Here is a 13,328-nt window from a genome sequence, read left to right on the forward strand (position 1 = left end):
ATATATAGATGTCTATACCAATTTACTTGAAAATATACTATATTCTTCGCAAATAAAGCAATAATATCTTTTTTATTCCTTATACTACCCAACTGGTCTAGACAACTTTTAATAAAAGCGATAAAATGAGGGCAAAATATATGAGACCATTTCATGACTCATTCATAAGTTTTACTTTCATAAAGGAGATTATGTATGAAAACATTCATTATTAATGATCTAATAGTTCATGGCGAAAAGGAAACATACAAAAATGGGTATATTAAAGTCGTGGATGGAAAAATTGCCGAGGTTGGTCCAGTCAGCCAATACAAACAGGACGATGATGCCAAGGTAATTACTCTTTCACCGGATTATCAGGTAATTCCCGGTGCCATCGACATTCATATTCACGGGGCATCCAATTCCGATGCAATGGATGCCACACATGAAGCATTATCCACAATGGCAAAGACTCTTCCCAAAGAAGGAACCACCAGCTTTCTGGCCACTACAATGACTCAATCTACCGAAGCCATTGAATCGGCCCTTCTTAATGCTGGTAAATATATCGAAAATCAAACTCAAGAATACGCTGAAATAGTTGGGATTCATTTAGAAGGCCCTTTCATTTCACCAGCCCGTAAAGGAGCCCAGCCTGAGGATTATATCGTTGATCCTGATGTCACTCTATTTAAAAAGTGGCAGGAAATGGCCGAAAATCAAATCAAGCTTGTAACGCTTGCTCCTGAACAACCAAATGGATTAGATCTAGCCGCCCACTTAAGGGGAACTGGCGTCGTCGCCTCCATTGGACATTCAGATGCAACATATGACCAAATAGATGAAGCAATCCAGGCAGGCACTACCCACGTTACACATCTTTATAATGGGATGCGGGGACTCCATCACCGCGAACCTGGTGTTTTGGGAGCTGCATATCTTCGAGACGAGCTATATGTTGAACTTATTGCTGACGGCATTCACTGCAGGCCGGAAATGGTGAAGTTGGCATTTAACCAAATTACCAGTGAACGCATGATTTTGATAACGGACTCGCTTCGTGCCAAATGGCTTGAAAAAGGAACCTATGATTTAGGTGGTCAGCCTGTGTATGTAAACGAAACGAAAGCAACGCTTTCAGACGGTACACTAGCTGGCAGTATATTGAAAATGAACGATGCCATCAAGAACACATTGGAATATACCGATTGTTCCATGACTGACATTATAAAAATGACGGCAGAAAACCCTGCTAAACAGCTTCGGATTTTTGACACAAAAGGAAGCATCCAGGTCGGCAAAGACGCCGATCTTGTAATATTGAATGACCGCTTGGACGTTGAAATGACGTTCTGCAGAGGAAATTTAGCTTTTAAAAAGGAGAATGTATAATGAATATCATACAGGTGCAGGACTACATGGAAATGAGCCGGACAGCTGCAGAAATAGTGATTGGAAAAGTCAAAGGGAATCCAAATATCAAATTGGGCCTTGCTACAGGCGGCACCCCAAAAGGAATGTATGATAATTTGATTGAAGATCACGTGAATAATCATACTTCTTATGAAAATGTAACATCTTTTAATCTTGATGAGTATATCGGCTTAAAACCAAATGATTCAAACAGTTACCATTATTATATGAATGACTCCTTATTCACTCACATCAATATAAATAAAGAGCGTACTCACCTGCCAAATGGCACGGCCGATGATACCAACGGGGAATGTAAGCGGTATGACGAAATGATTGATTCCTTGGGAGGGATCGATCTTCAGATCCTTGGTATTGGGCAAAATGGCCATATTGGTTTTAATGAACCTGGAACTTCATTCACATCGGGTACACATGTCGTGACACTTGAAGATTCAACGCGCCAAGCGAATGCACGTTATTTCGATTCCATAGACGAAGTTCCTACACATGCCGTTACGATGGGCATTTCAACAATCATGAAAAGCAAAGGAATTCTGCTGCTGATATCTGGTGAAGAAAAAGCCGAAACCTTGAAGAAATTGATACACGGTGACATTTCCGAGGAATTCCCTGCATCTATCCTAAAAAAACATACTAGTGTTACAATTATCGCAGACCAAAAAGCGTTATCCGGAGTGATAATACCCTAAAGGAGCGAAAGTCGATGATTGATAAAAACTCACCTCTTCCGATTTATTTTCAAATCGAAGAACAAATAAAAAGACAAATAGAAAACGGTGAGTTCCAAGCGCATAATGCCCTTCCATCTGAACGTGAATATGCCGAGCAATTCGAAATTAGCCGAATGACCGTCCGGCAAGCCATAAATAATTTGGTGAATGACGGATACTTATACCGTCAAAAAGGAAGGGGAACCTTTGTCGCCGATAAGAAGTTGGAGCAGCAGCTCAATGGGTTGACCAGCTTCACCGAGGATATGAAAGCCAGGGGATTAAATCCAAGCAGTAAGCTGCTGAGCTTTGAAATCATTCCGGCTGATAAGAAGATTGCCAGTGAATTGCACATTTCCCTTTATGCTCCCGTTTATGAAATAAAGCGCATTCGTTTGGCTGATGATGTTCCAATGGCCCTCGAGACCGTGTACATGTCTGCCAATTTAATTAAAGGATTAACGGAAGAGATCATCAATCTCTCTCTTTACCAATATGTCGAGAATTACGTTAAACTTAAAATAGACTATGCTACACAAACGTTGGAATCATCGATTGCTTCTGAATTAGAAGTCACCCATTTAGCGATTCCAAAGCACTCACCCATATTATTCATTCAAAGGCATACGTTCCTAATGGATGGAACTCCCCTTGAATATGTTAAATCGGCATATCGTGCGGACAGGTATAAGTTCACTATCACTATAAGCAGATAAAATTGAATAAATATTTTCATCACTAAAGTCTTTTAATTGCCAAAGGTAATCGGAGGGTGTCACAAATATGAACTCATACTTTGAAGAAGTGCAGGCTTTACTCACAATTGTGGGAGAACAGGAAAAGCAATCAATTAAGGAATCCGTGGACCATATCTCAAAAGCGGTGATGTCTGATGGAATCATCCATCTATTCGGAAGCGGACACTCCCATATTTTGACCGAAGAGGTATTCTACCGGGCAGGTGGGTTAGCCGCAATTCGTCCTATTTTCGTTGAAGATTTAATGCTTTTTAAGGGAGCTTCAAGGTCATCTCAACTTGAACGGCAAAATGACCTATCAGAGAAATTCATGCATGATGAGGATATCCGTCCTGGTGATGTCTGTATCGTCATTTCATCATCCGGCGTAAATCCCGTTCCCATAGATGTTGCCACTATCGCAAAAGAAAAAGGGGCCTTCGTCATTGGACTAACATCACCGGATTATGCAAAAAGTTGTCCTTCACGGCATAAACAGAAGCATTATCTTCACGATGTCGTTGATTTGGTCATAGACAATCATATTGCCAAAGGTGACACATTACTGAAATCAAATAATATATCTTTTGGTTCTGGATCGACCGTGATCGGGGCCGTTCTCCTCAATATGATTTTCACGCAAGTCATCCAAACGATTATTGAATCAGGGGAGACCCCTCCCGTATTCCTGAGCAGTAATATCGAGGGGGCAGATGAACACAATCAAAAGATCATCGCGAAATATAAAACAAGAATTCCCCAATTATGAATCGATATAGCAAAAAAGGAATACATAAGCTTTTATGTTCATCGTGAAGCAGTCATATAAAAGAAGGCATCCATTCGGATGCCTTCTTTTATTCAATGGTTCCTTTCCTTTATTCCTTATTCTTCAAAAACGGCCACCAATTCGCATTACCAAATGTCGCAACCATAACAGGAATAAACAATGGCAATATGACGAACGCATATAAAGCAAGCCCCACCAAAATTAAAGTGGCTATCTCCAAGAGCGATAAAACTCCTGCTGGCATCATGGCAGCAAAGGTTCCACCCAGAATGACAGCCGCTGAGATGATCACCGTTCCCATTTTTCTCATGGACAGTAACATCGCTTCCTTGACCGGTTTATCTTTCCACTCGTTAAAGCGATCCATCAAGAAAATGCTATAGTCAATGCCAAGAGCAAGCAAGATGACGAACGCAAAGAAAGGAACTGCCCAGCCGATGCCGGCATAACCGAGAATATTAACAAAAATCAACTCTGTAATGGCTGCCGCTGTATAATATGTCAAAACGAGCGACACAATCAAATAGACCGGCATGACCAAGGATCGCAGCATGAAAAAGAGAATGATTGCGATACCCGACAGCATCAACACGACCGTCCGCGAGAAATCCTCCTCAGACATCATGCCCAAGTCATGATGTGTACTTGTGATTCCCCCTATCGCCACCTGCGCATTTTCAAGCTTTGTATCTTTCGTTACTCTTTCAACGGCTGCCTCGATCGAATCGATTTGCTCGATTGCTTCATTGGAATATGGATTCGCCTTGAATACCACATCCATGGTCATGATTTTACCATCTTCAGATAAATACGCGTTCAATGCTTCCCCGAATTCTTCGCTTTCCACTACTTCTTTGGGAATGTACATGCCTGTTACCGTTTTATCCGTTTTTGCCAGCCCTGATAAATAACCCTGTGCGGACGATAGTCCATCATGGACTTCATTCAGACCATCCGCACTTTCATTTAAGCCATCTGTCAAATCGGTAAGTTGCCCGCCGAGGCTTGAAAAGCCATTTAGGAGCTCTTGCTGCCCATTACTTAAGCTGGTAAGGCCTCCTTTAAATCCTGACAGGTTATTTATGACTTCCCCCTGACCATTGGCCATCGTGCTTAGACCTTTTTGTAAAGTGTCAACACCTGAAATCAATTGGATCAGGCCCTCCCCAAGAGAAGTTTGACCCTTTACGATCTCTGCCATATTTTGATTCGTCGTATTCAAACCGCCGGACACTGAACCAAGATTCCTATTGAGCTCGGATAGGCCTGCTGCCATGGGCTCCAAGCCACTCTGTGCCCCTTGCACCGTTTGCTTGATCGTTTGATAGGACTGATCAGCCTGTAATTCTGGATGTGTGGCTTCCATTTGCTCAAAGAAAGGATTTAAACCAGCAAGGCTTTGTGATACGCCCGTAAGGCTAGTTTGAATCTCTTTGTATCCCCCTGTGAGCTCACTTAACCCATTGGCTGATTGTTTATAGCCTTCGAGGAGCTGTCCGCTTCCGGCGGCGAGCTTCTCCAAGTTTGCCTTGACCTCAATCAGTCCGTTTTTTATGTCCCCAGTCCCTGAAGACCCATCGCGAATGCCTGATTCAATGCTTGTTAACGCATTCTCCACCTGACCTACGCCACTCTTCAATTCATTGGTGCCAGATATGAGACCCCCTATTCCGTCCGTCGCTTGCTTCAAGCGTGGTCCTGAATCGGAAAGCTCACTGCCTGCCGTTTTTAATCCATCACTGATTTGTTTAATGCCTTCATTTCCTTCCCCGATTCCCTTTTCCAAAGTTTCGGCTTGGTTCGCGACAAATAAGTCCTTAATGGGTTCACCTGTCGGGCGGGTCATGGAACGAACTACATCGACTTCATCCACCTTGACGACTTCCTGGCTGATTTTTTCAGCAAGTGCGACGTAATCCTCCGAATCCATGCGTTCGTCATTTTTTATGACAATCTGTGTTGGCATGGATTGTCCTGGCCCGAATTCATCGGAAATGATATTAAATGCCATGATGGAAGGAACATCATCACCCGCTTCTTCAAGGGAGTTATATGAAATCTTCCCATCATACATAAACAAAAAGGGAACACAGACGATTGCAACAATCATAAGCGCCAACAATGGGCGGTTCAAGGAGAAGTTACCCAGAATTCCCCATAGTTTACTTTCACTATGCTCAAGCTTCCCTTTTGCCGGCCAAAATAGCTTCTTGCCAAGAACCGCCATGAAAAATGGAACGATCGTATAAAGGGCGATCATTAAAATGAAAACCCCTATTGCAACGGCCGCCGCAGATTGATAGAGCTTAAAAGTAGAAAAACCGATTGCCACAAAGCCAATCATTACGGTCAGCCCACTGAAGAAGACAGTCTTACCGGCGGTTCGGTATGTCTCCACGATCGCTTCAGGCAAGGACTCCTGTGACGATAGCTCCTCCTTGAAACGACTAAGAAGCAGGATGCAATAATCAGTCCCGATTCCAAATAAAATACCTACCAGGAATATTTGGGTGTAAGACGAAATCGGAAAGTCCCATTTATCCACCAGGAATGAGACGATGGATTGTGAACATAAATAAGTGAAACCGACTGTTACTAACGGAATGATCGGTGTCACCACTGAACGGAAGACTATCAGCAATACAGCCAGAATGAAGACAACCGTGATGCCTTCAGTTTTCTTCAGCCCCTCTTGGGAATTGGCATTAAGATCTTCATCGATCATCCAGCTGCTTGTGTAATAATGATCGACATCCACTTGTTCCAACTCTTTATAAAGGGCATCGATCACGTCCTTAGCTTCTCGGACCCCCTTGACCATCGTGATGGAAGTCAAAACTGTTGATTCATTCTCCGAGACCAACTGACCTTTTAGCGAGGGCTCTTTAAAATGGGTCATGACCTCTTTGATGCCAAGCTCTGCTTTATTCTTTTCAAGCTTTTGGATCGCTATCTCAATCTCTTTCAATTCCGAGGAAGACAACTTCTTATCACCATGGAATACGAGAGCCACTTGTGACTCATCCTTGTCCTGGATCTCTTTCATTAGCTCATTGGCCATCCCAGAGGAATACTCTGCCGGTACATCCAGCTGTCCCTTATTCCGGACAGTTCCGCCATATTCGGTGCCGCAAACAATAATCCTGCTGTAATTGCAACCCAAACGATAATGACCAGCCATCTTCCCTTTATGATCCCCTCATTTATATTTCCTCCAATTCCTCATTTTTCATTTGAATGAAAATTTGTGAAAGCTTCTCATATGTATCAAGGAATCTAACAATCTCTTCATAATCGAATTTCGTCATGATGCTCTCTACCAATTTATGAATCTTACTTTCCGTTTCATGTAACAATGCTTCCCCCTCTTTGGAAAGCTTCAAGTGAAAGACCCTTCGGTCAACCAGGTCCTGTTCTCGTTCTATCAATCCTTTGCCTTCCAGCCTGTTGATGTTGGAAGTGACGGCACTCTTATTAATATAAAAGGCATCACTGATTTCCGTCGATGTACACAACCGCTGTTGTTGAATGAACCGTAAAGTATAGTATTGTTCGTTCGTCAGCACATCACAAATCTGGTCTTTTATTAAAAGCTCACCCATCTTATTAACATAGAAGGATACCCTCATATATCGATCAATCAATCCAGAAACTTTGTCATTAGTCATCATTGCACCTCTCGAAAAGTAGTTCAGTCATTTAACTATATGTAGATTACTATTGTTTTATTTATTATGTCAATCCCATCATAGTTTATTATTTCCAGTTTAACTTATGGTAAATAAGGGAAAACCCAAAGTAAGCAAACAATCTACTATTCTAAAGGAGGAAATATAAATGACTCAATCAACTATCGAAAATCAATCGACTATCGAAACTCAACCGAATAGCAAACTCTTAAAAGGGATCCTGATTGGGGGGCTTGTTGGTGGTGCGTTGACCTTGCTTGACTCCAATACAAGAAATAAAGTAAAGCGTTCAGCCGTCCTTTTAAAAGACAACTCCATGAATATGATTGAACAGGTCAAGGAAAATCCAGGCGAAATGAAGGAACAGATGGTATCAGGAGTCAAAGGGGCAACGGAGACGATTAAAGAGGCAATCAATGACGTTGAAACACTATATGAAACCGTTAATGAAGACGTGGTGGGTAAAGTATCCGAAGTAAAGGATATCTCCACTGATGCCCTTGGTACGGCTAAAGACGCAACAAGTGAATTGAAGGACATCAGTTCAAAAGTGGTCGTTGCCGGTAAACAGCTGAAAGAAACACCATCACAATCATTGAAAGCCGATAATGATAAAGGTGAAAAAGAGAGTGATGAAATCGTTAAAAAATCAGGATTATCCAATCAAAAATCCATTTCATCCAACTTCTAATATATAAAAAAGCTGAGGCATAATGCCTCAGCTTTTTTTATGGCTTGTACAATTTGGATGTTGATTTCCGCTCCAGGCACTCGCTTTCCGCGGGCGGTCGTGGAGCCTCCTCGGCTTGCGCCTGCGGGGTCTCCCCTAGACACGCTTTTCCCGCAGGAGTCTCGTACCTTCCTCTCCAATCAACTCTGTATAAAATTCAGACAGAACCATACCTATGGAGTTGAAGGTGTTGCTTTGGGTCAATTGGTTCGGGAACATCATTTGATGAAAGGTACATTTTCCGGAACCCTTTTGTTTTTTCATATATCATTTCACTTGATGACCTTAGTTAGAACCCTCTAATTTATTCGTTATCTCATGGTCTTTTTTCACTTCAGCCAACCAAACTGGATATTCCTCTTGTAATTTTTCAGAAAGAAGCGTTTCTTTAATTACATCTTTACTGTCTTCTAAATTAGCCTTTTTTGCTTTCTTCTTACCGGTTACTTTTATGATATGGTATCCATAATCGGATTTGACTGGGTCACTGACTTTATTTATATCAAGATCAAAGGCGACATCTTCAAACTCTCCCACCATATCACCTTTCCCGAAATACCCCAGGCTTCCACCGTTATCCGCCGTTTGTGTATCAGTGGAATATTTAGCTGCCAATTTAGCGAAATCACCGCCTTCTGCAATTTCTTTCGCAACTTTTTTAGCCGTTTTTTCGTCTTCGACTAAAATATGACTAGCTTGCACTTGTTCAGCTTGATCAAATGTTTCTTTATTATCTTCAAAATACGTACTGATTTCATCGTCCGTCACGGTAATTCTCGGTTCGACCAGTTTTTTCGTTTGCAGATAAACCACGATGTCCTTTTTTAAGGCCTCCATGGAAGAACCGCTAGCTTCCAATTGCTCTTTAAACGACTTTTCATCACCATAGGACTCAACCATAGTATCGATTTCTTTCTGGATTTCTTCATCCTTTATTTTAATTCCCGCTTTTTCCGCTTCCAATTCAACCAATTTATTCGTAACTAACAGGTCTAAAGTATCTGCTCCGTAACCCGCAACAAGCGCGTCATACAGCTCATCCTTACTGATTTTCTCGCCATCGATACTCGCCATTGTCTTATCCGATGACGAGATCATCGCAAATACCATGATCCCGGCAATGATTAGAATGCTCCCTGCCCAAATATATGCCTTCGTGCTTCTTAATAGTTTCATGAATACTCTCCCTTAATTTTTCTATAATGATAGCTTGGAAATATTAATTAATCCTTAAGATTCCTTAATATGCACTAACCCATCATTATACTAACATACATATATCCCTACAGATATTTTAGAGTATTCCATTCTGCTACCAATTTTACATTGAGATTTGGTTGATCATTACAAAAAAAATTATACCGTTATATCGACTTTGATATATAGATAACTGAGTGAAAAAATATAGAAACAAAAAAGCATGGTGTACGGAGGGAATTCCTACACCATGCTTTTTTTCATGTGTTATTTACGATGCATCTTGAATTCAAGGAAGAGTTCGTTGTAATGGGCCAAGTTTTTCTTCCCGAGGTTTTCGTACACTTCGAGTTTCTTTGTCAGTTCCGGTGATGGATAGAAACGTTCATCCTTCACCACTTCTTCAGGCATATATTTCAGTGCTTCTTTATTAGGTGTCGAGTAACTTACATATTCAGCATTCTGTGCCGCAACTTTCGGGTCCAGCATGAAGTTGATGAACTGGTGAGCCGCATCGACATTTTTGGTTGTTTTCGGTATGACCATATTATCAAACCATAAATTGGACCCCTCTTTTGGAACAACGTATTCGAGATCTTCATTTTCAGCCATGATTTCAGAAGCAACTCCCGACCAAACAAGGCCAATCGACGCTTCCTGGGCTTCCAATAGCATGCGGCTTTCATCTCCTACTATTGCTTTAATATTCGGGGTGAGGGCATCAAGTTTGGACTTTGCCTCTTGAAGGTGTTCTTCATCTATATCATTCAATGAATAATTCAAAGAGTTGAGACCCATGCCCATCACTTCTCTTGCCCCATCCGTCAAAAGGATTTCATTTTTTAAATCTTTATCCCATAAATCCGCCCAGGCCGTTATTTCTTTGCCACCGAGCATCTTGGAATTGTAAACAATTCCAACCGTTCCCCAGAAATAAGGGACGGAATATTTATTCTCCGGATCGAATGGCAGATCCATGAATCGCTCATCGATATTTTTCAAATTCGGAAGCTTGGAATGATCCAAGGGAATCAGCAAGTCTTCTTGCCGCATCTTATCGATCATATACTCAGACGGAATGGCAATGTCATAAGTCGTACCGCCTTGTTCGATTTTAGTCATCATGGCCTCATTCGAATCGAACGTCTCATAAATGACCTTTATACCTGTTTCTTTTTCAAAACGTTCGATTAGATCCGTATCGATGTAATCGCCCCAATTATAGATGGTAAGCGTATTGCTGCTCGTAAACCCTTGCGATGAATTCAATCTTGAAATCGCATATAGCAACAAAGCGGATACGAGGGAAATGATCAAAAACATTTGGACAAGCCTTTTCATCGTTTCCCCCCCATTCCCGTTTGCCTTACACGTTGAGTTATAAAGTAATATACGACAACCAACAGCAGTGTCACGACGAACAGCAGTGTCGATAGTGCATTGATATTCAATGAAATCCCACGGCGGGCCAATGAATAGATTTCCACAGAAAGAGTGGAGAAGCCATTACCGGTCACAAAGAACGTAACTGCAAAATCATCAAGTGAATAAGTCAATGCCATAAAAAAACCAGCAAAGATGCCTGGTAAGATGTATGGAAGGATGACCTTCGTCAATACATCCCACCGGCTTGCCCCCAAATCTCGGGCCGCATCAATTAAAGTAGGGCTCATTTCCTGAAGTTTCGGAAGGACCAGCAGCACTACGATCGGGATGCTGAAGGCGATATGCGACAACAGTACCGAGTAGAATCCAAGCTTGATCCCGGCCATTGTGAATAAAATCAGGAAGGAAGCACCGATGATCACATCGGGACTGACAATCAATACATTATTCAATGATAATACCGTATTCTTAGCTTTACTGCTCGTAAAGGACCGAATTCCAATCGCCCCCATCACCCCAATGATCGTTGAGATCAGTGCAGATAATAAAGCGATCACAAGTGTATTCAATACAATGATCAGCAGCCTTGTATCTTGGAACAGTTCCTTGTACCACTCCATCGTGAACCCTTTAAAGTCATACATCGTTCCACCGCTGTTAAAAGAGTAAAAGACTAAAAAGAAAATCGGTGCATAGAGTATGAGAAAAATCAAAACGAGAAACGCTTTTGATGTTGGTGATAATTTATTGCCCAATTTACACACCCTGCTTTCGGTTACCCGTTACAAACATAATCAGGAACATTATAATAATCAAAAATACCGCAATTGTGGAACCCATTCCCCAATCCTGTGTCACAAGGAAGTGCTGCTCGATAGCCGTACCAAGCGTAATGACGCGGTTACCGGCAATCAGTCTTGTAAGCATGAACAAAGAAAGTGCCGGGATGAAGACTACCTGGCATCCCGTCTTTACACCATCTAACGTCAATGGAAAAATGACACGGCGGAATGTCATCCATCGGGACGCTCCCAAGTCATTGGCCGCATCCAAAAGGGTTGGATTCATTTTATCAAGCGCATTGAATATCGGTAAGATCATAAACGGGATGAAGATATAAACCGAAACGAATATGAAGCTGAAATCCGTAAAGAGAATCTGCTGCTTCCCGATTCCTACAGCCTCTAGAAAACCATTCGCGACACCATACGTGCCAAAAATACCAATGAAGGCATAAGCCTTCAAAAGTAAATTGATCCAGGAAGGAACGATGATCAGCAAAAGCCACAACTGCTTATGCTTTGTTTTCGTTAACAAATATGCGGTTGGGTAAGCGACTAAAAGGGATATTCCCGTAATCAGGAAAGCATACCAAAATGAGCTTAATGTCATTGTTAAATATACTGGCGTAAAGAACTTTTGATAGTTAATCAAAGATAGATTGCCTTCAATGTCAAAGAAGGAATAGTAAAGGATTAACAAAATGGGTGCAATCACGAATAAAGCGATCCATAAGACATAGGGTATGAAGTAAATATTCCGGGATATTTTATTCTTCATGACTTTCTCCATCATGATACGCTTCCAGACGTTTATCGAATTCTTCTTCCGTTTCACCCAATCGCATGACATGAATCGATTCTGGATCGAAATAAAGACCTATTTCATCTCCAACTGCCACTTTTTTCGTTGATTGGACAAGCCATTCATTTCCATCATGGTCATAACAGCTGATTTCATAATGAACACCGCGAAATAGCTGGGAGTCCACCCGAACTTGCAGTTTTCCGCGATCTACGGAAGTAATCTCTAAATCTTCCGGGCGGATGACGATATCGACAGCTTCATTACTGTTCAATCCTTGGTCGACACATTCGAACTGTCTGCCGACGAATTCCACACGGTAATCTTCAATCATTTTTCCTTTTACAATATTAGACTCACCGATGAAATCTGCAACGAACCGATTCAGCGGTTCATCATAAATATCCGTAGGAGTTCCACTTTGCTGAATCTTCCCTTTGTTAAGGACAAAAATCTCATCTGACATCGCTAACGCTTCCTCTTGGTCATGAGTGACGAAGATAAACGTGATACCAAGCCTCTGTTGCAGCTCCCGCAATTCATATTGCATTTCTGTACGCAATTTTAAATCGAGGGCAGATAGCGGTTCATCCAGAAGGATGACTTCCGGCTCATTAACAATCGCTCTGGCAATCGCTACCCGTTGCCGCTGACCGCCGGACATTTCCCTGATCTCCCGTTTTTCATACCCATCCAAATTAACAAAGCTGAGGGCTTCCTTCACCTTGATTTCCACTTCCGAATTCTTCATTTTTTTAATCCGAAGACCAAATGCTACGTTTTCAAACACATTTAAATGCGGAAAAAGTGCATAATCCTGAAATACCGTATTCACTTGCCTTTTATTGGCTGGCACATCATTGATCTTTTTTCCTTCGAAGTAAATATCACCTTTGGATGCTTCCGTAAATCCGGCAATCAAGCGAAGGATCGTAGTCTTCCCACATCCGGAAGGACCCAAGAGCGTATAGAACTTCCCTCTCTCGATTTCAAAACTAACATTATCGAGAACTACCGTATCATCATCAAATTGCTTCGTAACCTGATCGAAGCGTATTATATTCCCGTTTGCCATATCTTCTTCCC

12 protein-coding genes and 1 pseudogene are annotated in these 13,328 nt (G+C 41.7%); 5 read left to right on the plus strand and 8 right to left on the minus strand.

Features of this window, described 5'->3' with window-relative positions; all coding sequences use genetic code 11:
* The first annotated feature begins 195 nt into the window (after positions 1-195).
* From nagA to J7J00_RS02975, 4 genes are all read left to right on the plus strand, one after another.
* A complete protein-coding gene (nagA, locus tag J7J00_RS02960) occupies positions 196-1,374 on the plus strand; it encodes an N-acetylglucosamine-6-phosphate deacetylase (RefSeq protein WP_214787353.1) in 1,179 nt (392 codons plus the stop codon).
* Positions 1,374-2,108, plus strand: coding sequence for a glucosamine-6-phosphate deaminase (gene nagB, locus J7J00_RS02965; protein WP_214787355.1), 735 nt, complete (start codon positions 1,374-1,376; stop codon positions 2,106-2,108). The genes nagA and nagB overlap by 1 nt, the downstream gene beginning before the upstream one ends.
* Positions 2,109-2,122: 14 nt before the next feature.
* Positions 2,123-2,845, plus strand: a complete 723-nt coding sequence (locus J7J00_RS02970; RefSeq protein WP_098372142.1) for a GntR family transcriptional regulator — start codon at positions 2,123-2,125, stop codon at positions 2,843-2,845.
* 67 nt (positions 2,846-2,912) lie between these two features.
* A complete protein-coding gene (locus J7J00_RS02975) occupies positions 2,913-3,635 on the plus strand; it encodes an SIS domain-containing protein (protein WP_214787357.1) in 723 nt (240 codons plus the stop codon).
* Positions 3,636-3,744: 109 nt separating this feature from the next.
* Here the strand turns inward: J7J00_RS02975 and J7J00_RS02980 are convergent.
* Positions 3,745-6,851, minus strand: a pseudogene (locus J7J00_RS02980) (MMPL family transporter).
* Positions 6,852-6,859: 8 nt separating this feature from the next.
* A complete protein-coding gene (locus J7J00_RS02985) occupies positions 6,860-7,324 on the minus strand; it encodes a MarR family winged helix-turn-helix transcriptional regulator (RefSeq protein ID WP_098372145.1) in 465 nt (154 codons plus the stop codon).
* A gap of 169 nt (positions 7,325-7,493) precedes the next feature.
* On the opposite strand from J7J00_RS02985, the gene J7J00_RS02990 reads away from it, so the two are divergent.
* Entirely contained in the window at positions 7,494-8,036 is a 543-nt protein-coding gene (locus J7J00_RS02990; RefSeq protein WP_214787359.1) for a YtxH domain-containing protein, read from the plus strand.
* 135 nt (positions 8,037-8,171) lie between these two features.
* Here J7J00_RS02990 and J7J00_RS02995 read toward each other — a convergent pair whose 3' ends face one another.
* The 6 genes from J7J00_RS02995 to J7J00_RS03020 form a co-directional block, all read right to left on the minus strand.
* On the minus strand, positions 8,172-8,339 hold the full coding sequence (locus J7J00_RS02995) for a hypothetical protein (RefSeq protein ID WP_214787361.1): 168 nt from the start codon (positions 8,337-8,339) through the stop codon (positions 8,172-8,174).
* Between the two features lie 21 nt (positions 8,340-8,360).
* Positions 8,361-9,251 (minus strand): peptidylprolyl isomerase, encoded by an 891-nt coding sequence (locus tag J7J00_RS03000; protein WP_214787363.1) that lies wholly within the window; start codon positions 9,249-9,251, stop codon positions 8,361-8,363.
* 288 nt (positions 9,252-9,539) lie between these two features.
* The gene (locus J7J00_RS03005) at positions 9,540-10,613 is read right to left on the minus strand and encodes an ABC transporter substrate-binding protein (RefSeq protein WP_214787365.1); all 1,074 of its coding nucleotides are present in this window, start codon (positions 10,611-10,613) and stop codon (positions 9,540-9,542) included.
* The gene (locus J7J00_RS03010) at positions 10,610-11,413 is read right to left on the minus strand and encodes an ABC transporter permease (protein ID WP_214787367.1); all 804 of its coding nucleotides are present in this window, start codon (positions 11,411-11,413) and stop codon (positions 10,610-10,612) included. The genes J7J00_RS03005 and J7J00_RS03010 overlap by 4 nt, the downstream gene beginning before the upstream one ends.
* 1 nt (position 11,414) lies before the next feature.
* Positions 11,415-12,218, minus strand: a complete 804-nt coding sequence (locus J7J00_RS03015; RefSeq protein WP_214787368.1) for an ABC transporter permease — start codon at positions 12,216-12,218, stop codon at positions 11,415-11,417.
* The gene (locus tag J7J00_RS03020) at positions 12,208-13,317 is read right to left on the minus strand and encodes an ABC transporter ATP-binding protein (RefSeq protein WP_214787370.1); all 1,110 of its coding nucleotides are present in this window, start codon (positions 13,315-13,317) and stop codon (positions 12,208-12,210) included. Before J7J00_RS03020 ends, J7J00_RS03015 begins: the two co-directional genes overlap by 11 nt.
* Positions 13,318-13,328 lie beyond the last annotated feature (11 nt).

The organism is Bacillus sp. ISL-4 (assembly GCF_018613275.1).
GTDB lineage: Bacteria > Bacillota > Bacilli > Bacillales > DSM-1321 > Peribacillus > Peribacillus simplex_E.

Coding starts and splice junctions, on each gene's coding strand:
- nagA (WP_214787353.1), top strand. CDS start 196: ATGAAAACATTCATTATTAATGATCTAATAGTTCATGGCGAAAAGGAA.
- nagB (WP_214787355.1), top strand. CDS start 1,374: ATGAATATCATACAGGTGCAGGACTACATGGAAATGAGCCGGACAGCT.
- J7J00_RS02970 (WP_098372142.1), top strand. CDS start 2,123: ATGATTGATAAAAACTCACCTCTTCCGATTTATTTTCAAATCGAAGAA.
- J7J00_RS02975 (WP_214787357.1), top strand. CDS start 2,913: ATGAACTCATACTTTGAAGAAGTGCAGGCTTTACTCACAATTGTGGGA.
- J7J00_RS02985 (WP_098372145.1), bottom strand. CDS start 7,324: ATGACTAATGACAAAGTTTCTGGATTGATTGATCGATATATGAGGGTA.
- J7J00_RS02990 (WP_214787359.1), top strand. CDS start 7,494: ATGACTCAATCAACTATCGAAAATCAATCGACTATCGAAACTCAACCG.
- J7J00_RS02995 (WP_214787361.1), bottom strand. CDS start 8,339: ATGAAAAAACAAAAGGGTTCCGGAAAATGTACCTTTCATCAAATGATG.
- J7J00_RS03000 (WP_214787363.1), bottom strand. CDS start 9,251: ATGAAACTATTAAGAAGCACGAAGGCATATATTTGGGCAGGGAGCATT.
- J7J00_RS03005 (WP_214787365.1), bottom strand. CDS start 10,613: ATGAAAAGGCTTGTCCAAATGTTTTTGATCATTTCCCTCGTATCCGCT.
- J7J00_RS03015 (WP_214787368.1), bottom strand. CDS start 12,218: ATGAAGAATAAAATATCCCGGAATATTTACTTCATACCCTATGTCTTA.
- J7J00_RS03020 (WP_214787370.1), bottom strand. CDS start 13,317: ATGGCAAACGGGAATATAATACGCTTCGATCAGGTTACGAAGCAATTT.